This is a genomic window from Sphingopyxis jiangsuensis (assembly GCF_016734905.1).
Taxonomy (GTDB): domain Bacteria; phylum Pseudomonadota; class Alphaproteobacteria; order Sphingomonadales; family Sphingomonadaceae; genus Sphingopyxis; species Sphingopyxis jiangsuensis.
On sequence record NZ_JAERPO010000002.1, the window covers coordinates 1,273,117 to 1,292,423 of the forward strand.

Consider the following 19,307-nt stretch of genomic DNA (forward strand, 5'->3'; position numbering starts at 1 on the left):
GAAAAAGCGACTATCGGGCGGCATGACCGACACCACTTCGGCGGCGCTGCCGCGCACGCTTTCTCCTTCGCTCTTCCTGTTTGCGATCGTCTATGGCGGGATGGTCGTGCTTGCGGGCGTGCTTGGCAACAAGCAGGTCGCGCTCGGCGACTGGCTCGCGGTCGAGGCAGGAATCTTTCCCTTCCTGATGCTCGTTGCGCTGTCGAGCAGCGTGTCCGAACTCCACGGCCAGCCGACCGCGAACCGCATCGTGCTCTGGGGGTTCGTCCCGCTCATCCTGTCGATCCTGCTGACCGCGCTCGTGCTCGCGCTTCCGGCTTCCCCAGAGATGCAGCCCGAAAGGCTGGCCTCGTTCGACATGATACTCGGCCAAAGCCCGCGTCTGATGGCCGCCGGGATCGTCGCCTATGGTACGTCGCAATTCCTCAACGTCACGATCTTCTCCAAGCTTCGCGGCCGCACCGACAGTGCCGGAACCTCGACCTGGCTCGCGATCCGCGGTGCGATTGCGAGCGCGCTCAGCCAGATCGTCGACACGCTGCTGTTCGTGACGATCGCCTTTTACGGCGTCTTCCCGATCGCCAACCTGATGGGCGGACAGATGCTGGCAAAGGTCGCGCTGTCGATCACGGTGATTCCGTTCGTGATTACCGGCCTTGTCGCCCTCGGCCGCAGCCTTGACACCAGGAACCCCGGATGATGACCGTGACCGATCCTTCGAAAATGCCCGACCTGCTCGCCAAGGCCGAAACGCTCGTCGAGGCGCTGCCCTATCTGCAGCGCTACGCCGGCGAGACTTTCGTGATCAAATATGGCGGCCACGCTATGGGCGACCCCGAGGCGCAGCGCGACTTTGCCGAGGATGTCGTGCTTTTGAAGGCCGTCGGCATCAATCCCGTCGTCGTCCATGGCGGCGGGCCGCAGATCGGCGCGATGCTCAAACAGCTCGGGATCGAATCGACCTTCGTCGGCGGGCTGCGCGTTACCGACGCCCCGACCGCGGAGGTCGCCGAAATGGTGCTCGCCGGCAAGATCAACAAGGAAATCGTCGGCTGGATCGCGGGGCTCGGCGGCCGTGCGGTCGGCATTTCGGGCAAGGATGCCAACCTCGTCCTCGCTGAAAAGGTCAAGCGCACCGAGGCCGACCCCAATTCGGGGATCGAGCGCCACGTCGACCTGGGTTTTGTCGGCGAGCCTGTCGCGGTCGACCCGACGATCCTCAAGAATCTGGCGAACGACAATTTCATCCCCGTCGTCGCGCCCGTCGCGCTCGGCGCCGATGGCGCGACCTATAATATCAACGCCGACACGATGGCGGGCGCGATAGCTGGCGCCTTGGGCGCGCGGCGATTCTTCCTGCTCACCGATGTCGCGGGCGTGCTCGACAAGGGCGGCGCGCTGCTCACCGATCTCGACCGCGCGGGTGTCGATGCGCTCAAGGGCGACGGCACGATCACCGGCGGCATGATACCCAAGGTCGACACCTGCGTCGCCGCCGTCGACGCCGGGGTCGACGCCGCGGTCATCCTCGACGGGCGCATCCCGCACGCGATGCTGCTCGAAATTTTCACCGCAAGGGGTGCGGGCACGCTCATTCACCGCTAAGAAGCGGGCTATCGACCATTCGGCCGGAGACCATCCTTGTATCTCATGTTCCTCCAGATCCTGGCGATTCTGCTCAACATCCTTTGGTGGATCATCATCGTCCAGGCGGTGATGTCGTGGCTGATCGCCTTCAATGTCATCAACACCCACAATGATTTCGTCGGCCAGCTCTGGCACGTGCTCGACCGGATTACCGAGCCGCTCTATCGTCCCTTCCGGCGGATCATGCCCGATTTCGGCGGCATCGACCTGACGCCGATGGTCGTGCTGATCCTGCTCATCATCCTGCAGGGGCCGGTGATGAACTACCTCTACCAGCTTGGCATGCAGGCGGGGCTCGCCTGACGATGGCGGGTGACGTCGCGACTGCCGCGCACGTGATCGACGGCAAGGCCTTTGCCGCGGGGCTGCGCGCGCGGATCGCCGAGGCCGTCCCCGCCTTTCGCGCCGCGACCGGGCGCGTCCCGGGGCTGGCGGTCGTGCTTGTCGGCGACGATCCGGCGAGCGCGGTCTATGTCGGGTCGAAGGGCAAGGCGACGCTGGCCGCCGGTATGGCGAGCTTCGAGCATCGCCTGCCAGCCAGCGCGACGCAGGACGCGGTCGAGGCGCTGCTCGCGACGCTCAACGCCGACGATGCCGTCGACGGTATCCTGCTGCAACTGCCGCTCCCCGCTCATCTCGGCGAGCAGCGCGCGGTCGCGACAATCGACCCCGACAAGGATGTCGACGGCCTGACGCCGGTGAGCGCCGGGCGGCTCGCGCTGGGGATTCCCGGCATGGTGCCCTGCACCCCCTATGGCTGCCTGCTGCTGCTCGAGGACCGGCTCGGCGACCTGTCGGGCAAGGAGGCGATCGTCGTTGGCCGCTCGATCCTCGTCGGCAAGCCGATGGCGCAGCTTCTGCTCGGCGCCAATTGCACGGTGACGATGGCGCACAGCCGGACGCGCGATCTTCCGGAACGCGTGCGCCGCGCCGACATTGTGGTCGCGGCGGTCGGGCGCGCCGAAATGGTCAAGGGCGACTGGATCAAGCCGGGCGCCGTCGTGATCGACGTCGGCATCAACCGCCTGCCGCCCGCGGCGGGCGAAGCGAAGGGACGGCTTGTCGGCGATGTCGATTATGCAGAGGTGTCGGTCGTGGCCGACGCGATCACGCCGGTCCCCGGCGGTGTCGGGCCGATGACCATCGCCTGCCTGCTCCGCAACACGCTCGTCGCCGCGCATCGCCGCGCGGGGCTTGCCGATCCGGAGGGTTTGTGATGCGTCGATGGGCTCTGGCGACGACGGCGTTCGCTCTGCTTGCGGGATGCGCGCCGCAAGGCGACCTCTACCGCCGCCCGCTTGCCGCCAATCCGAGCGGCTTCGTCGCCGCCGAACTCGCCTTTGCGCGGCTCGCGCAGGAAAAGGGGCAATGGACGGCGTTCCGCGAAACCTCGCACCCCGATGCCGTGATGTTCGTGCCGCAGCGCGTCCGGGCGCGCGACTGGCTCAAGACGCAAAAGGACCCCGCCGAGGCGGTCAAATGGCAGCCGCACGCCGTTTACGTCAGCTGCGACGGCAATGCCGCGGCGACGACGGGGGCGTGGCAGAAGGGTCCGGCGAACGGCTATTTCACGACCGTGTGGCTGCGCGACCCGAAGAGTGGCGAGACGCGCTGGGTGCTCGACCATGGCGACACGCTGGCAAGTCCGCGTCCGGCGCCCGAGTTCATCGAGACGAAGCAGGCGGTGTGCGGTTCGCGCCCCGGCGCGGCGATTACGACCGCGGGCGAAGGCGCCGACATGGCGGTCGGCCTGTCGCCCGACCAGACGCTCAGCTGGACCTCGACCGTTTCCGCCGACATGGCGCGGCGCGTAAGCGTCGAGCTTTGGAACGGCAGCGCAATGGAAACGGTCATCGATGACCGCGTGGCGGCGCCGAAGCAGCCGTGATCGACCTTTTCATCTCGGCCTTCGTCACGCTCTTCGTCGTGATCGACCCGCCGGGCTGTGCGCCCATCTATGCCAGCCTGACGAGCGGCGCGAGCGCGGCGCAGCGGCGGTCGATGGCGATTCGCGCGACCTTGATCGCGGGCGCCATCCTGATCTTTTTCGCGATGTTCGGCGAGGCGCTGCTCGCCTTCCTTCACATCGACCTCGACAGTTTCCGCATCGCGGGCGGCATCATGCTGTTCATCATCGCGATCGACATGGTCTTCGAAAAGCGGACCGAACGCCGCGAGCAACGTGCCGAGAAGGTCATCGCGACGCCAGAGATCGAGGACGTCTCGGTCTTTCCGATGGCGATGCCGATGCTCGCGGGGCCGGGGTCGATTGCATCGGTGATGCTTCTCGTCGCGCAGAACAGCGGGATCGAAGCGTCGATGGTGATCTTCGGCGCGCTCCTGCTCGTCCTCCTGCTGACGCTCGCTGCGCTGCTCGCTGCCGGACCGCTGATGCGGCTGATCGGCAACAAGGGCGAGGCGGTGATTACGCGGCTGCTCGGCGTCTTGCTCGCCGCGCTCGCCGCGCAATTCGTGATCGACGGGTTGAAGGCAAGTTTTCCGAGTCTGGGGTGACCATTAAGCACCTCCCCTTCAGGGGAGGGGTTGGGGGTCGGGGCCATCGGCCTTGCGCAAGGCCGATGGCCCCCACCCGCTGCGACGAGGCAGCCAGCTGCCAGGTCTCACTACCCTCCCCCTGAAGGGGAGGGATTTGCTTTTTGATTATCGGGCGGCGTTGACGTCGTTCTGCGTCACCGGCGCGATGCGGATTTCGACGCGACGGTTGCACTGATAATCGGCCTCTGTCCGCTCGGGCGTGCATTTGAGCTGGGTTTCGCCATAGCCGATCGTCGCCATGCGCGCGCGCTGGATGCCGCGGCCCGCCAGATAGTCGGCGACCGATGCCGCGCGGCGTTCGGACAATCCCTGGTTATAGGCGTCGCTGCCGGTCGAATCGGTGTGGCCATAGACGTCGATATAGGTGCTGGGGAATTCGGCGAGGGTCGAGGCAACATTGTCGAGTGCGCCGCGGAACTGGCCCTTCACGACCGCGCTGTTGTAATCGAAGGTGACGTCGCCCGGCATGTTCAGGACAAGTTCGTCGCCCTGACGATCGACGTCGATGCCGGTGCCTGCCGTGCGTTCGCGCAGCTTCTTTTCCTGCTGGTCCATATAATAGCCGACGCCCGCACCCGCGACTGCGCCGATGCCCGCGCCGACGATCTTTTCGGTCCGGTCGCTGCGCCCGCCGATCAGGTCGCCGAGCAGATAGCCGCCCAGTGCGCCGCCGATACCGCCGATCGCGGTGTTGGAAATACGCTTTTGCCCAGTTTCGGGATCGGTGACGCAACCGGCGAGCGTCAGGCCGCTGGCTGCGGCAATCATCGTGAGCTTGATCATACTGCTTTTCATCTTGTCGCTCCCTTTTCTGACGGCGGGATCGGTCCTGCACCCGCGTCATGACAATCCGATAACATACTGCGCGGGCAACTGGTTCCAAAACAAGGCTGAACCTTGGCTGACGGGCGCTGTCGATTGGTGGTTTTGCATCGCGGTCGACTTCGCCTATAGGAGCGCGATGACCGAAGCTGACAGGGGCCGGGCGCCGAAACGCCGACGGGCCGCCCGATGACCCCTTTTCCCTGGTCCGACGTCGCGATCATCGCGGTGCTGATCCTCCTCAACGGCCTGTTCGCCATGTCCGAACTCGCGATCGTGTCGGCGCGCGGGCCGCGGCTGCAGGCGGCGGAAAAACGCGGCAGCAGCGGTGCGCGGATCGCGCGTGAGCTTGGGGCGGACCCGGGACGCTTCCTCTCGACGGTGCAGGTCGGGATTTCCTTGATCGGCATTCTCGCGGGCGCCTATTCGGGCGCGAGCCTCGGCGGGCCGGTTGGCGAGCGGCTGGAACGCTGGTTCGGGCTCGATCCCGACACTGCGCTGACCGCAGGGTTTGCCACCGTCATCGTTATCACCACCTATTTCTCGCTGATCGCGGGCGAGCTTGTGCCCAAGCAGTTCGCGCTGCGCGCGCCCGAACGTATCGCGATTGTCATGGCGCTCCCGATGCAATGGCTGTCGCGCATCGCGGCGCCGCTCGTCTGGTTGCTCGACAACAGTTCGGCGCTCGTCTTTCGGCTGCTGCGCCTCAACCGCGAATCGGAAGATCGCGTAACCGCCGAAGAGCTTCACCTGATCGTCGCCGAAGCGTCGAAATCGGGGGTGATCGAGGAAAGCGAGCGCGCGATCATTTCGGGCGTCGTGCGCCTCGCCGACCGGCCGGTGCGCGAGGTGATGACGCCGCGCACCGAAGTCGACTGGATCGATGTCGGTGCCGACGCCGACGCGGTGCGCGCCAAATTGCTCGCCAGCCCGCACACGCGGCTTCCGGTCGCGCGCGGCTCGGTCGACGATATTGTCGGCGTCGTACAGGCGCGCGACATTGCGACCGCGCTGTTCCGCAGCGAATCGATCGACCTGGACCGGCTGACCCGCCCCGCAAAGATCATCCACGACCAGGTCGACGCGATGGACGCGCTCGAAAATCTGCGCGCCGCCGATGTGCCGATGCTGCTCGTCCACGACGAATATGGCCATTTCGAAGGCATTGTGACCCCCGCCGACCTGTTGTCGGCGATCGCGGGCGAGTTTGCGTCGGATCAGGATATCGGCAGCGAACCATTTGTGGTCGAGCGCGACGACGGCAGCCTGCTCATCGCGGGGTCGATGCCCGCCGACCAGATGGCCGACCGGCTGGGGATCGAACTCGACGATGACCGCGACTATGCGACCGCCGCGGGCCACGCGCTCGCGATCCTCAAGCATTTGCCCAAGGAAGGCGAAAGCTTCGTCGACCGCGGCTGGAAGTTCGAGATCGTCGATATGGACGGGCGCAAGATCGACAAGCTGCTCGTCACCGAGATCGGCAAGCCCGCCATCGACGAAGCCGAATAGGCGCTTGCTCTAGAACGACAGAATATGCGGACGTGCGACGTCGGATTGGCTCGCTGTCGCCTTGAGCCGCGCGGGCGGCACCGCCTGTCCCACCGAGCCTATCGCCTCGTCGCGCAGATAAAGCGCTCCTGCATTCCCGCCAAAGCGGGAAGCCGGGGCGGGGTCAGCTCAAGCTCGCTCCGGTCCCCCCGCTTTCGCGGGGATGACCGATGGAGCGAATTGCCGGCTTACAGCGCCCTCAAGCCCCGAGCGTCGCCGACTTGTTCTCCACAACCTCAAGCGGTGGCGGCGATTTGGCGAAGCCCGCGGCGCCGGCGCGGCGGTGGCTGAGCTTGCCGTCGACCTTGCCGCCATTTTCGATGGTGATATTCTCGTACGTCACATCGCCGGTGATGCGCGCGGTGGCATGGACGATCAGCGTCTTCGCTTCGATCGACCCGTCGATCAGTCCTGCGACCTTCGCGGTGTCGGCGACGACCGCGCCCTTGATCTCGCTCGATTCGCCCTGCACCAGATTGGCGCACTTAAGGTCGCCTTCGATCTTGCCGTCGACGTGCAGGTCGACGCTCGCGGCGACATTGCCGGTAACGACGACGTCCGACCCCAGGATCGAAAAGGTCGTGTGACGCGCGCCGGTCGCCATCTTAGCGGGCACCGCGGTGGGCTGCGAGGGCGCCGACACGCTGTCGGGCGTCGTTTTTGACTTCGAGAACATCGGCTTTGGCCTCCAGAAAGCGGCGCGGATTGACCGCGACGCCGTTAAGACGGACTTCGAAATGCAAGTGGCTGCCGGTCGAACGGCCGGTCGAGCCCATTTTGGCGATCTGCTGGCCCGCGGTGACCTGCGTACCGACCTTGGTCGTGAAACCCGACAAGTGGGCGTAGCGGGTCATCATGCCCTGGCCGTGATCGACCTCGATCACATTGCCATAGCCGGCCTTGCGGCCGACGAAGCTGACGCGGCCGGGGGCGGCGGCGAGGATCGGCGTGCCGACGGGGCCGCGGAAATCGAGTCCGGCGTGCATCGCGCTCGCGCCGGTGAAGGGGTCACGGCGATGTCCGAAGCCCGACGACATCATCAGCACATTTGCCGGATTGCCCGACGGGGCGGCGACGAGCGTGCGTTCAAGCACTTCCATGCGAAACAGCGCGCCTTCGAGCGCGGCAAATGCCGGGCCGAGCGCCTTGCCGCGCGCGTCGCGGTCGCGCACCGGAATGAACGGACCACCGCGACCGCTCGCGGCGTTGCGAACAAGCGTCTTGGGGTCGAGGCCGAGCGCCGCGACGGCGGTTTCGGCCTTGGCCGCGCGCTCGTTTACCGCCGCAAGCAAACGCGCCGACAGCGCTTCCTGCCGCGCCGCGATGCGCGCGAGAATCTGGGCTTCGGGGGGCAGGCGCGGATCGATCGCGCTCGTTTCGACCGCGGGTTGCGCGGCATCGGCTTGCGGAGCCGCCTCGCCAGCCCCGCCCGGCACGGCGTCGGCGCCGAAATAACTGCGTTGCCAATCCTCAAGCTGCGCCTGGCGCTCGTCAAGGTCGGCGGCAATTTCGCCCACCCGGTCGCGATACTGGGCGATGCGTGCTTCCGAGGCGGCGGCAGCGGCCTGCTGCGCCGCAACCTCTGCACGCTCGTTCGCGGTGAGCAGCTGGTTGATGAACACGGCAGCGGTAATGCCGGCCCATGCCACCAGCACAAGGCCGCCGATCAACGCGACGCGTTTCTGCCAAAGCGCACTGACACGCAGAAAACGAACGTGCCCCCGCGTACGAACAAATATTTCATGGTCCTGAAATAGCGCGGAAAAGCGCTGGCGCCACTGGCGCAGACCCGTCGATTTCGAAGACAAGCTACGACCCCGTCTTATTTTTTGATGGAGCCCTCCGCCCCGACAGGACAGCGACCTAACAGCCCAAATCGCGGCAGGCGAATCTTTGACCCCCGACTCGCGGCGAATCGAAACCGTGATGGGGTGAACGGTGTCAAACCGGAAAAAATACTGACATTCGAAGTGACAATAGCCGCGAATCGCCGAACATCATTGACGGCTTGCTTACCATTTTTGGCTAGGTCGGCGCGGTGAACCAGATCACCACTCTTGCCCCTTCGGCCGACGCCGATTCGGCCGAACTGCCCGCGCGCCGTCCGCAGTCGGCGGTGAGCGCCGGAGTCGGTTTTGCGGGGCTTGCCGGTCTGTTCACCTATTTGTTGCTTGCCCGCTATGCGCCTCAGGTTGCCGCAGTGTTCGGCGTCGACTGGGCAGACCGCGGCCCGCTCAGCGGTCCCGCGTCGGCGCTTGCGAGCGTGCTGGCTTGCGGTATCCCGATGGTGCTGTGGTCGGTTTTCGTCGACAAGGTGCACCGCAACCCGTCGACCGGAATCGACTGGTCGCGGCGACGACCGTGGCGCGAAACGCTCGACATCAGTCTCACGAAATTGGCCGGACTCTGGGCGACTTGGGGGCTCATCGCGCTCATCTATGCGACGATGCGCTATTATTGGACGGGCAATTACGCCTTTGCGATGGACCTTCTGACGTACGCCGCTCCGTGGCTGCTGCTCGTTTCGGTGCCCTATATGCTGTGGCTCGACCGCCGCGCGATCGAGCCGCGCGACGGCTGCTACGCCTTTGGGCGCTGGCTGATCGCGCCTGGACAGCCGGTCGATACTCGCGCGATCGGCCACCATCTGCGTGCATGGGCGGTGAAGGGCTTTTTCACGGCCTTCATGTTGTCGATCGTGCCCGGCAATTTTTCGGCGCTGGTCACGGTGCCTATGACCGAGGTGCTCGCCAACCCCTATCTGACGGGGATCTGGACGATCAACCTCCTCTATCTCGTCGACGTCCACATCGCGACGGTCGGCTATATCTTGACGCTGAAGCCGCTCGATTCGCACATCCGCACCGCCAATCCCTATGGCATGGCGTGGGTCGCGGCGCTCGTCTGCTATCCGCCCTTCATCCTGATGAACGGTGGGCCGCTTGACTATCAGGTAAGCGGTGCCGATTGGGGGCATTGGCTGGCGGGGCACGAGACGCTGCTCATGGTGTGGGCGGTCGTCCTCGCCGCGCTGACCGCAGTCTATAGCTGGGCGACGATGGCCTTCGGCATCCGCTTTTCGAACCTCACGCATCGCGGGATCATCACGCACGGGCCTTATGCCCTCACGCGCCACCCTGCCTATGTGTCCAAGAATCTGACCTGGTGGATCGGGTCGCTGCCCTTTCTCGTCACCGCGGGCGGCTGGGTCGAGGCGGCGCGCAACGTGATCCTGCTCGGCTGCGTCTCGGGCGTCTATTATTGGCGCGCAAAGACAGAGGAGAAGCATCTCCTCGCCGATCCCGCCTATGTCGCCTATTGGAACTGGGCGCAGAAGCACGCGCCGCTGCCGCGCCTCGTCGCGCGGCTGTCGGGCCGTTCACGCCCGCTGGTAACGCTGAAACCCGATCCTCGCGTCGGACCGGTCGCCTGATGCAGGCGGGCGCCCGCGAGCGCCCGCCCGACAATCAGATCATCAGAATTTGAAGCCCGCCTCGACGCCCCAGATACGGGGCTCGTTGACGAAGCCGGTCAGGTTGTTGAAGTCGATCGCCCCGACCGCAGACTTATCGTTCGTCAGGTTGCGGACAAAGGCCGCAACGTCGAAGCTGTCGGTCTTGTACCCGACGCGTACGCCGCCCTCGAGCTGGTGGCCGTCCTGAAACTCGACCGATTCATAGAGGAAGAAGTTGATCTTCGAACGATAGGACCAGTCGGTGAAGGCATAGAGCTCGCCGTCGCCCATCGGCACGCCATATTTGGCGGTCCAGTTCGCGATCCAGCGCGGCGCCTGCGGCAGGCTGTTGCCGTCGATGTTGACGATCGCAGGCGCGAAAGGCGCGGCGGGCGTGACGATCGGGTCGAGGATCGTGCACAGCGACACATTGGGGAAGGTGTCGACGCGCGTCGCACCACATGCGGCGGTAGTCAGGTTCGGATCGCGAATCTCGGTATGGTTGTAGCTGAGCCCTGCCGTCAGAAGCATGCCGTCTACGGGAGCAAGTTCGAGGTCGGCCTCGATGCCATAGCCGCGGACATTCTTCGCGTTGATCAGGCGGTTCGCATTGACCCCGCCGCCGACCGCGGTGAGCTGCGCATCGTTGAGGTCATAGAGAAAGCCCGACAGGTTGAAGCGCGCGCGGCCGTCGAGCAACGTCGACTTGAGCCCGGCTTCATAGGAGGTGATCGTTTCCGAATCGCCGATCGTCACGCCCGATTCGAGCGGCGTAGCGGTCGCGGGCGGGAAGAGGATGCGACCCTGGATGCTCGGCGCGCGATAGCCGCGCGCGACGCGGGCATAGAGGTTGATGTCGTCGGTCGCGGCATAGGTGATGTTCGCGTCCCAAGTGACATTATTGTCGCTGACGCGGCGGGTCACCGTGCCGAGGGGGTTCTGCAGGAAGACCGGGAATTGCGAGTCGTGGCTGCGCACAACCTCGTACCGCCGCTTGTCGTCATTGTAACGGATGCCGCCGGTGATGCTGAGCTGATCGGTCGCCTGCCAGGTCAGCGAGCCGAACAGGCCATAGGCCTTGCTGCGCTGCATCTGGCTGACGACAATGTTGACGCCGCCGGGCGCGTTGAGCGGATCGCCGAGCGTCGAATAATTTTCACTGACAATGTCGAGGTCTTCGTCGAAATAGAAGAAGCCGGCCTGATAGCTCACCGGCGTGTTGCCGTTGCTCGCGATCCGGACCTCCTGCGTGAATTGCGACAGGTGCGGAACGCTGTCGCGCGTTTCGGCAGTGAAGGGGATTTCGCCGGGACCATAGAGGTTCGGCGGCAGGAAGTTGGCGCCAAAGCCGCCGTCGACGTCGCCGACTGAGGTGGCGTGGCCCTTCCACAGGCTGGTGACCGAGATCAGCGAGACGGGGCCGAGATCCCATGTGATGCGTGCCGAAGCGTTGCCGGTGCGCACGCGCTGTTCGTTCTGGCCGTCGGTTGATACGCGGAAGCGATCGAAATTTTCGTTGAGTCCCTTTTCGCCCCGCGTGAAGACATTGGCGCGGAACACGCGCGCAGTGCCGTTGAGGCGGCGAAGCTGGCCCGTCAGCAAGATGTCGAGATTGTCGGTCGGCTTGACGAGCCCCTGAAAACGGAGCGCAAATTCGTCGAAGCCCTCAAGCGCGTTCTCCTGGGTGCCACCGGGGAGCACATTGTCGACATAATCGTCCTGACGCTGATAAAGCGCCGACAGGCGGACATCGACCTTTTCGCCGAGCGGGCCGCTGACTGCGCCCTGCGCGTTGACCGCGTTGAATCGACCATAGGAGACGCGGCCGTAGCCGCTGAGATAGTCTGTCGGCTTGGCCGAGTCGAACTTCACGATCCCTGCCGGCGTGTTGCGGCCGAAAAGGGTGCCCTGCGGCCCGCGCAGCACTTCGACGCGGTCGACGTCGAACACCGGAAAGCCTTTCAGGATCGGGTTTTCGAGGACAACATCGTCATAGACGAGGCTGACTGGCTGCGATGCGTTGAAGTCGAAATCGGTGTTGCCGAGCCCGCGGATGTAAAAGCGCGGGAAAGTGCGGCCAAACGAGGATTCGACGACGAGGCTGGGGACGCGAGCCGAAAGCGCGCGCACGTCCTGACCGCCCGCGCCAATCGCGTCAAGCTTGTCGCCCGACACGGTCGTGATCGAAATCGGCACGTCCTGCAGATTTTCCTCACGGCGCTGTGCGGTGACGATGATCTCGCCAAGCCCGCCCTGATCAACGGCAGGTGCGTCCTGCGCGACGGCAGGGGCTACCCAGCCGGCAGAGGCGAGGGCGACGGATATAGCGATAGCGGAAGGAAAGTGGCGCATGGCAAGCTTCCTGACAAAGATGGGACGGTGGGAGAGGTAAAAAAACGCGCAATGCGTGGCCGCCGAAACGGGCAGCGTCAACCGCTCGCGCGTTCCCGGCCGACATTCATGTCAACAGTGTTGCGAAATTGCTGCACTTTGGCGAATGGTTACGTCCGTCAGAAGTTGAGCTCGTCGTAGATGCGCGATAGATCGCCCGCCCATTCGCCGTCGAAGCGATCGAGCAGGTCGTGCGCGGGCGAATTGCCCGTCTTGGCAATCCGGCGAAGCGGCTCGAGGAAGCCGACCTCATTATCGCCCATCGAGTTGACCTCGCCGCGCGCGGCGAGGCCGGCGGCGGCGATGTCGAGTACGCGGTGGGCGAGGTCGCCCAGCGTTCCGCCACCCGGCGCGGGGGCGCATAGTCCCTCGCGTGGGACCGCGTCGCGCAGTGCCTGCTGTTCCTCGATGCTCCACCCCTTGACCAGATCCCACGCGGCATCGAGTGCGCCCTGATCGTAGAGCAAGCCCACCCACAGCGCGGGAAGCGCGCAAATGCGGTTCCACGGTCCCCCATCGGCGCCGCGCATTTCGAGGAAGCTTTTGAGGCGCACTTCGGGGAACGCCGTGGACAGATGATCGGTCCAGTCGGATTGTCGCGGCAGCTCGCCGGGCAGCGCGGGAAGCTCGCCCTTCAGGAAATCGCGAAAACTTTGCCCCGCAGCATCGATATATTTGCCGTCGCGGAAGACGAAATACATCGGCACGTCGAGCATATAGTCGACATAGCGGTCATAGCCGAAGCCTTCCTCGAACACGAAGGGGAGCATCCCGGTGCGGGCAGGGTCGGTGTCGGTCCAGATGTGGCTGCGATACGACATGAATCCGTTGGGTCTGCCCTCGGTGAAGGGCGAGGAGGCAAAGAGCGCGGTCGCGAGCGGCTGCAAGGCCAGGCTGACGCGAAATTTCTGCGCCATGTCCGCCTCGCTTGCATAGTCGAGGTTGGTCTGGATGGTGCAGGTGCGCAGCATCATGTCGAGTCCAAGACTGCCGACGCGCGGCATATGGGCGAGCATGATCTTGTAGCGACCCTTGGGCATGATCGGCAGGTCGGCGCGCGCCTTGTCGGGCCACATGCCGAGCCCGAGGAAGCCGAGGCCAAGCTCGGCGCCAACTTCTTTCACCTGCTTCAGATGGCGACCGGTTTCGGCGCAGGTCTGGTGGAGATTTTCGAGCGGTGCCCCCGACAGTTCGAGCTGGCCCGCCGGTTCGAGGCTGACCGTGCCGTCGCTGCCCGACAGTGCGATGACCTTGCCGCCCTCGACTACCGGCTCCCAGCCGAAGCGCGTGAGCGCCATCAACAGATCGTGGATGCCGCCGGGCTCGTCATAGCCGGGCGCGCGGTGATCGCTGACCCGATAGACGAATTTTTCATGCTCGGTGCCGATGCGCCATTGTTCGCGGGGCTTTTCGCCCTTTGCCATGGGGGCCGCGAGCTGGTCGCGATTCTCGATGATAGGATCGTTGCTGTCCGAAACGGTGCGCGTGCTCATTTCGCGCATTTAGACGGTTCGGTATAAAATTCAATCGGGGCCGTTGGTGTTCAGTCGACGGTGACGGTAAAGGCGATCGCCATCGTGGGTGTCGGGGCCAGCGGCGCGGTGGGTGAGAAAAGGGTGCCGCCTGCAAAGACCCCGCCCCAGGGGGGGCTTTTGCCGGCACCGCTCGCCCCCGCGCAAGCGACATCGCCCTAACCCCGACCTATCATGCGTGCGCTTTGGCGCGAACATGCCTGATCCATGCTAACGAAGCGGCTCGGGGGCTCCGTTCCAGTCGCCGTACTGTGCCATCCACAGGCTTATCGCCGCAATCGCAGCGGTTTCGGCGCGCAGGATCCGCGGGCCCAGCGACAATCGGCGGGTGGCGGCAGTCGACAGCAGGGCGTCGCGCTCGCGGTCGGTGAAGCCACCCTCCGGCCCGGTCAGAATCGCGGCGGGGGCTGGTGCGTCGAGGTCGGCGATCGCGACCCCGCCTGCCTCGTCGGCGAAAAGCAGTGCGCGATCGGCAGGCCAGTGCTTCAGGAGCGCGGGAAGCTTTACCGGATCGGCAAGTTCGGGAAGGGCTGTGCGGCCGCATTGTTCGCAGGCCTCGACAATCTGCGCCGCGATCCGTTCGCGCTTCACCCGCTCGACGATCGTGCGTTCGGTAACCACGGGTTGCAGGCGTGCGACGCCGAGTTCGGTCGCTTTTTCGATAATCCAGTCGAGCCGCGCCTTCTTGACCGGGGCGAAGCAGAGCCACAGGTCAGGGACGGCTTCGATTGCGCGCACCTGCCGTTCGATCCGGATAGTAAGCGCGCGTTTTGCGGCTTCGGCGACAGTACCGAGCCATTCGCCGCTGCGATTGTCGAACAGCAATATGGGATCGCCCGGCTTCATCCGCATGACGTTCAGCAGATAATGGGCCGCGGCCCCTTCGACGACCGGCGTGGCCATAGGCGCCAACGGCGAATCCATGAACAGGCGGGGTGTGCTGGCGGGCGGCCATGCGGGAGTGGCGGGCATGGAGGTCCGATAGCAGCTTGCGCTATTTTGTGCATCAACCGCTATGGACTGATCGGCCTTGTCCCAAATCGAAGCAGAATCGCGGATTTGCGCGGTTCTCGCGCTCGCCGATTAGCATTTTGGTAAGCAGTTTCTCCCTACGTGCCGGATACCAGTCACGCATCTAGTGGGGCGCGCGTCTGGCCCAAGAGGGGTGTTAGACCATGCGAGGGACCTGGATCAGCCGCTTGCGGCAAGGGACAGCGAAACTGGTTCGCGATTCGGGCGGCAACGCCATGATGCTGACTGCAGCGGCTATCGTACCTGTGGTCGGCATCGTCGGATCGGGCATCGACATCGGCCGCGCCTATATGGCGCAATTGCGCCTGCAACAGGCCTGCGACGCGGGTGTGCTCGCGGGTCGCCGCTACATGGGCGCATCGACCTATACCGAAGACGCCAAGGCCGAAGCGGCCAAGATGTTCGACTTCAACTATCCCGCGAGCGTCTATGGCAGCGAGGGCGTGACCTTTGAATCGCAGCCGCAAGGAACCTCCGACGTCGTCGGAACGGCGACCGCCCGTCTTCCGACGTCGATGATGCATGTATTTGGTTTCGAAAATTTCGACCTGACGGCCAATTGCGCCGCCAAGCTCGAAATCTCGAATGCCGACGTCATGCTCGTGCTCGACGTGACGGGGTCGATGGACACGGTCAATTCGGGCGACTCGGTTTCGCGGCTCGAGGCGCTGAAAGAAGCGTCGATCGACTTTTTTGACACGCTGACCACGGCTGAGCTCGGTGACGGCCGCCTGCGATTCGGCGTTGTTCCCTACAGCGCTACGGTCAACGTCGGATCGGTCCTTTACTCGGCTGACCCCAGTTGGCTGTCGGACAAGGTTACGATTCCGTCGCGCGTCCCCACATTCACTCCCGGCTATAATGGCGGGACGACCACCTATGGCTCCCCTGCAAATGGCCCCGTAAGCGCGATTACCGGATGGTCGAACGAGGGCGGGAAAAGCTATGCGAACAACAGCGCAGCCTGTTCCGCGCTCACGCCTCCACCCGACGATCCGGCCTCACCTTCGGGGTCCGCGACGTCGACGCAGACCGGACAATATATCGACGGCGAGCAGAATCGCATTACGAACTTCGACGAAAACCAAGCCTATCGGTACAAACAATATCGGTACAATTGGGCAAGCAACAAATGCCAGTTGCAGTCGCGGACGATGGAGTATGTGCGCTCAACGCCGGGAACGCTCAAAGAGCCGCCCGTGATGGTGTTCTCATACTTCACCTACCAGAACCGGGTCGATGTCGATGTTTCTGCGGTCAAGTCCGGAGGAGCGCTGACGCTCGACACGGGGACCAAGGGCGTTGATGTTACAGCCAATTGGGACGGCTGCGTGATGGAGCGGCAAACGACAGCCTTCAATTCTTCGACAACGGCGCCGAGCAGCGCCTATGACATGGACATCGACATGGTCCCGACGTCAGACGACGCGACCAAATGGAAGCTGTTTCTGCCCGATTTTGCCTACAGCCGAAATTCATCGGCGACTACGACATCGAGCAGCACGAGCCATGTCGACAGTTTCGAGGACAAGGCGGTCAAGGGTGACCTTGGGGCCTGCCCCGTGCCGGTTATGAAGCTAACGCCGCTCAAAGCGGCCGACCGGTCAGTGTTCGTCGACTATATCGGGCAGTTGAAGGCGCACGGCTATACCTATCATGATTCGGGGATGGTCTGGGGTGCGCGGATGATCTCGCCGACAGGGCTTTTCGCCAGCGAAAACGCCACGGCGCCCAACAACCGTCCTATCGCGCGCCACATTCTCTATATGACCGACGGCGACATGAATACGCCGCGGTCCAACTATTCGCATCAGGGGCTCGAACAGGTCATCGCGCGCATCGGCGCCACAAGCGACAGCGATGCCGTCAATCGCCACAACAACCGCTTCAGCCAGCTTTGCGAGCGCGCAAAGGCAAAGAATATCACTGTCTGGGTCGTCAGCTTCGGGACCTCGTTGACCACAAGGCTCCAAAATTGCGCGACCCCGGGCAAGGCATATCAGGCCAATAATGCCCAACAGCTCAACGATAACTTCCAGGCAATTGCGCGCGAAATTTCCAAGTTGAGGCTGTCGCAATGACCCGGCGCCTGTCTTTCATCCGCCGCCTTCGCCGCAACAAGCGCGGGACCGCGTTGATCGAGTTCGCCCTGACGGCACCGGTGTTCCTGCTGCTCCTGATGGGCGTCTTCGACTATTGCTGGCAGCTCTATGCCAAGCAGGTGCTCCAGGGGGCTGTCAGTCAGGCAGCACGCCTGTCGACGCTCGAAAGCTATGCCGACGACCAGACGGCGCTCGACGCGCGCGTCGAGGCGCGGGTGCTCGAGGTTTTCGGTCACGCCGACGTCGAATTTGAACGCCTTGCCTATGAAAGTTTCAGCGATGTCGGCAAGCCTGAGCCGCTGAGCGACAATAATGGCAATGGCGTCTGGGATCCGGGCGAATGCTTCGAGGATCTGAACGGTTCCGGCAGCTGGGAAGCCGACCGCGGCGCCAGCGGCAACGGTGGCGCCGACGACGTCGTGCTCTATCGCGTGTCGATGACCTTCGACCGGGTATTGCCGGTGTGGAACATGCTTGGCCAGCCGCAGGAGATGACGCTGACGTCGTCGACCGTCCTTCGCAACCAGCCTTATGCCGCCGACTCGTCGACAAGCGAGGTCATATGCAAATGATGAAACTTTCGTCTCGCCGCTGCCGCATCGCGGCGGCTCGCGCCATGCGCCGCGTGCGGCTGCTTCGCGACCGGCGCGCGACCGTCATGATCGAAATGGCATTCTGCATCCCGCTGCTCGTCCTTCTGGGGATCGGTGGGATGGAAATGGCGTGGCTCACGCTTTCGCATACGCGGATCAGCCAGATCGGCCTGAGCGCGGCCGACAACGCATCGCGTATCGCCGTCGGCAGCAACCTGTCGTTGCCGCGCGTCCGCGAAGTCGACGTGAATGAAGTTTTCACGGGTGCCGAACAGCAAGGCAGCGGTCTCGATCTTGGTGCGCGCGGGCGCATCATCCTGTCGAGCCTCGAACGCAACAGCGACGGTGGCCAGTGGATCCACTGGCAGCGTTGCTACGGCAATCTGGGCGTCGAGTCCTCATTTGGCAAGGAGGGCGACGGAGAGACCGGAACCGATTTTCCCGGAATGGGTCCGCCTTCCCGCGAAGTGACCGCGCCATTGGGATCGGCCGTGATGTTCGTCGAAATCGTCTATCAGTACAAGCCGCTTGCCTATGGAAGCTGGATGGGGCCGCGGACAATCCGGTCGACCGCTGCGTTCAATATTCGCGAAGGGCGCGACTTGTCGCAGATATATCCGTCCAACGGCGTGACGCCGTCGACCTGCGACTGATCGAACCGATCGGCGAATCGACCATTTATTGCAGGCACGGCTGCTGCTATCGCCCGCAGGCCGATGACTGCAGCCCATCCTCCCGACAGCCAGCTCAAGGGACTTGTCGCGCTCCTTCCCGCCGCGCTTCGTCCCTATGCGCTGCTCGCGCGGTTCGACCGTCCGATCGGCTGGTGGCTGCTTTTCTGGCCCTGCGCCTTCGGGATCGCGCTTGCGGGCGGTGCACGTCCGTATTGGCCGCTACTCCTGTGGATGCTCGTCGGCGCAATCGCAATGCGCGGCGCGGGGTGCGTCTATAATGATATCGTCGATCGCAATCTTGATGCGAAAGTCGCGCGAACGGCGTCGCGGCCGGTCGCGAGCGGCGCCGTGTCGGTGCGCGCTGCCGCCATCTGGACGGCGATATTGGCACTCGTCGGACTCGTCGTGCTTCTGCAGCTCCCGCTCAAGGCGCAGATCGTCGCCCTCGCGAGCCTGATTCTCGTCGCCGCCTATCCGTTCATGAAGCGGATTACCTGGTGGCCGCAGGCGTGGCTCGGGCTGGTGTTCAGCTGGGGCGCGCTCGTTGGCTGGGTCGCGGTCGGCGGCGCGCAGGGGCTTGCGCTGCCGCTGCTCTATGCGGGCTGCATCGCCTGGGTGATCGGATATGACACCATCTATGCGCTGCAGGATATCGAGGACGACATGCTCGTCGGCGTCAAATCGAGCGCGCGCGCGCTTGGCGGACGGGTCCGCGGCGGCGTCGCGCTGTGCTATGCGACGGCGATAGGTTGCTGGGCGGGGGCGCTGTGGTCGGTCCGGCCCGACCCGCTCGTCTTCGTCGCGCTCGTCCCCGCGACACTCCATTTTGCGGGGCAGGTGGTGACGCTCGACCCGAAAAGCGGGGAGGACGCGCTCGCCAAGTTTCGCAGTAACCGCTTTGCGGGGTTGCTCGTCTTCGCGGCGATGCTCGTGGTTGGCAGCGCGCCCTGAGG

At 64.4% G+C, this 19,307-nt stretch carries 18 protein-coding genes; 12 read left to right on the forward strand and 6 right to left on the reverse strand.

Annotation, left to right across the window (positions count from 1 at the left end; translation table 11 throughout):
* Nucleotides 1–22 precede the first annotated feature (22 nt).
* The 6 genes from JI743_RS12825 to JI743_RS12850 are packed head-to-tail and all read left to right on the forward strand — an operon-like array spanning nucleotide 23 to nucleotide 4,161.
* Nucleotides 23–700, forward strand: a complete 678-nt coding sequence (locus JI743_RS12825) for a queuosine precursor transporter (RefSeq protein ID WP_201928679.1) — start codon at nucleotides 23–25, stop codon at nucleotides 698–700.
* Nucleotides 697–1,605 (forward strand): acetylglutamate kinase, encoded by a 909-nt coding sequence (gene argB / locus JI743_RS12830; protein WP_201928680.1) that lies wholly within the window; start codon nucleotides 697–699, stop codon nucleotides 1,603–1,605. The genes JI743_RS12825 and argB overlap by 4 nt, the downstream gene beginning before the upstream one ends.
* A gap of 45 nt (nucleotides 1,606–1,650) precedes the next feature.
* Nucleotides 1,651–1,950 (forward strand): YggT family protein, encoded by a 300-nt coding sequence (locus JI743_RS12835; protein ID WP_201928681.1) that lies wholly within the window; start codon nucleotides 1,651–1,653, stop codon nucleotides 1,948–1,950.
* Between the two features lie 2 nt (nucleotides 1,951–1,952).
* On the forward strand, nucleotides 1,953–2,864 hold the full coding sequence (gene folD / locus JI743_RS12840) for a bifunctional methylenetetrahydrofolate dehydrogenase/methenyltetrahydrofolate cyclohydrolase FolD (RefSeq protein ID WP_201928682.1): 912 nt from the start codon (nucleotides 1,953–1,955) through the stop codon (nucleotides 2,862–2,864).
* Nucleotides 2,864–3,535: a hypothetical protein gene (locus JI743_RS12845; protein WP_201928683.1), complete on the forward strand. Its 672-nt coding sequence runs from the start codon at nucleotides 2,864–2,866 to the stop codon at nucleotides 3,533–3,535. The genes folD and JI743_RS12845 overlap by 1 nt, the downstream gene beginning before the upstream one ends.
* Nucleotides 3,532–4,161 carry a MarC family protein gene (locus JI743_RS12850; protein WP_201928684.1) on the forward strand — a complete coding sequence of 210 codons (630 nt, stop codon included), beginning with the start codon at nucleotides 3,532–3,534 and terminating at the stop codon, nucleotides 4,159–4,161. The genes JI743_RS12845 and JI743_RS12850 overlap by 4 nt, the downstream gene beginning before the upstream one ends.
* 147 nt (nucleotides 4,162–4,308) lie before the next feature.
* Here JI743_RS12850 and JI743_RS12855 read toward each other — a convergent pair whose 3' ends face one another.
* Entirely contained in the window at nucleotides 4,309–4,998 is a 690-nt protein-coding gene (locus JI743_RS12855) for a YiaD family glycine zipper/OmpA-like lipoprotein (protein WP_314817358.1), read from the reverse strand.
* Nucleotides 4,999–5,214: 216 nt separating this feature from the next.
* On the opposite strand from JI743_RS12855, the gene JI743_RS12860 reads away from it, so the two are divergent.
* Nucleotides 5,215–6,537 (forward strand): hemolysin family protein, encoded by a 1,323-nt coding sequence (locus tag JI743_RS12860; protein ID WP_201928685.1) that lies wholly within the window; start codon nucleotides 5,215–5,217, stop codon nucleotides 6,535–6,537.
* Nucleotides 6,538–6,775: 238 nt separating this feature from the next.
* Here JI743_RS12860 and JI743_RS12865 read toward each other — a convergent pair whose 3' ends face one another.
* Both JI743_RS12865 and JI743_RS12870 read right to left on the reverse strand, forming a co-directional pair.
* Nucleotides 6,776–7,252: a bactofilin family protein gene (locus tag JI743_RS12865; RefSeq protein ID WP_236659888.1), complete on the reverse strand. Its 477-nt coding sequence runs from the start codon at nucleotides 7,250–7,252 to the stop codon at nucleotides 6,776–6,778.
* On the reverse strand, nucleotides 7,182–8,246 hold the full coding sequence (locus tag JI743_RS12870) for a M23 family metallopeptidase (RefSeq protein ID WP_236659889.1): 1,065 nt from the start codon (nucleotides 8,244–8,246) through the stop codon (nucleotides 7,182–7,184). Before JI743_RS12870 ends, JI743_RS12865 begins: the two co-directional genes overlap by 71 nt.
* 377 nt (nucleotides 8,247–8,623) lie before the next feature.
* Here JI743_RS12870 and JI743_RS12875 point away from each other — a divergent pair, with 377 nt between their 5' ends.
* Nucleotides 8,624–10,009 (forward strand): methyltransferase family protein, encoded by a 1,386-nt coding sequence (locus JI743_RS12875; RefSeq protein WP_201928772.1) that lies wholly within the window; start codon nucleotides 8,624–8,626, stop codon nucleotides 10,007–10,009.
* A 42-nt stretch (nucleotides 10,010–10,051) separates the two neighbouring features.
* Here the strand turns inward: JI743_RS12875 and JI743_RS12880 are convergent, their stop codons facing one another.
* From JI743_RS12880 to JI743_RS12890, 3 genes are all read right to left on the reverse strand, one after another.
* Nucleotides 10,052–12,382, reverse strand: a complete 2,331-nt coding sequence (locus JI743_RS12880; RefSeq protein ID WP_236659891.1) for a TonB-dependent receptor — start codon at nucleotides 12,380–12,382, stop codon at nucleotides 10,052–10,054.
* A gap of 158 nt (nucleotides 12,383–12,540) precedes the next feature.
* The gene (locus tag JI743_RS12885) at nucleotides 12,541–13,914 is read right to left on the reverse strand and encodes a glutamate--cysteine ligase (RefSeq protein ID WP_201928688.1); all 1,374 of its coding nucleotides are present in this window, start codon (nucleotides 13,912–13,914) and stop codon (nucleotides 12,541–12,543) included.
* A gap of 249 nt (nucleotides 13,915–14,163) precedes the next feature.
* Complete coding sequence (locus JI743_RS12890) at nucleotides 14,164–14,925, reverse strand: 16S rRNA (uracil(1498)-N(3))-methyltransferase (protein WP_201928689.1); 762 nt, start codon at nucleotides 14,923–14,925, stop codon at nucleotides 14,164–14,166.
* 275 nt (nucleotides 14,926–15,200) lie between these two features.
* On the opposite strand from JI743_RS12890, the gene JI743_RS12895 reads away from it, so the two are divergent.
* The 4 genes from JI743_RS12895 to ubiA all read left to right on the forward strand — a co-directional run bounded on the left by JI743_RS12895 (nucleotide 15,201) and on the right by ubiA (nucleotide 19,305).
* On the forward strand, nucleotides 15,201–17,066 hold the full coding sequence (locus tag JI743_RS12895) for a VWA domain-containing protein (RefSeq protein WP_236659893.1): 1,866 nt from the start codon (nucleotides 15,201–15,203) through the stop codon (nucleotides 17,064–17,066).
* Nucleotides 17,063–17,659, forward strand: coding sequence for a TadE/TadG family type IV pilus assembly protein (locus JI743_RS12900; protein WP_201928691.1), 597 nt, complete (start codon nucleotides 17,063–17,065; stop codon nucleotides 17,657–17,659). Before JI743_RS12895 ends, JI743_RS12900 begins: the two co-directional genes overlap by 4 nt.
* Nucleotides 17,659–18,333: a TadE/TadG family type IV pilus assembly protein gene (locus tag JI743_RS12905; RefSeq protein ID WP_236659894.1), complete on the forward strand. Its 675-nt coding sequence runs from the start codon at nucleotides 17,659–17,661 to the stop codon at nucleotides 18,331–18,333. The genes JI743_RS12900 and JI743_RS12905 overlap by 1 nt, the downstream gene beginning before the upstream one ends.
* A 63-nt stretch (nucleotides 18,334–18,396) precedes the next feature.
* On the forward strand, nucleotides 18,397–19,305 hold the full coding sequence (ubiA, locus tag JI743_RS12910) for a 4-hydroxybenzoate octaprenyltransferase (RefSeq protein ID WP_201928692.1): 909 nt from the start codon (nucleotides 18,397–18,399) through the stop codon (nucleotides 19,303–19,305).
* Nucleotides 19,306–19,307: the final 2 nt, after the last annotated feature.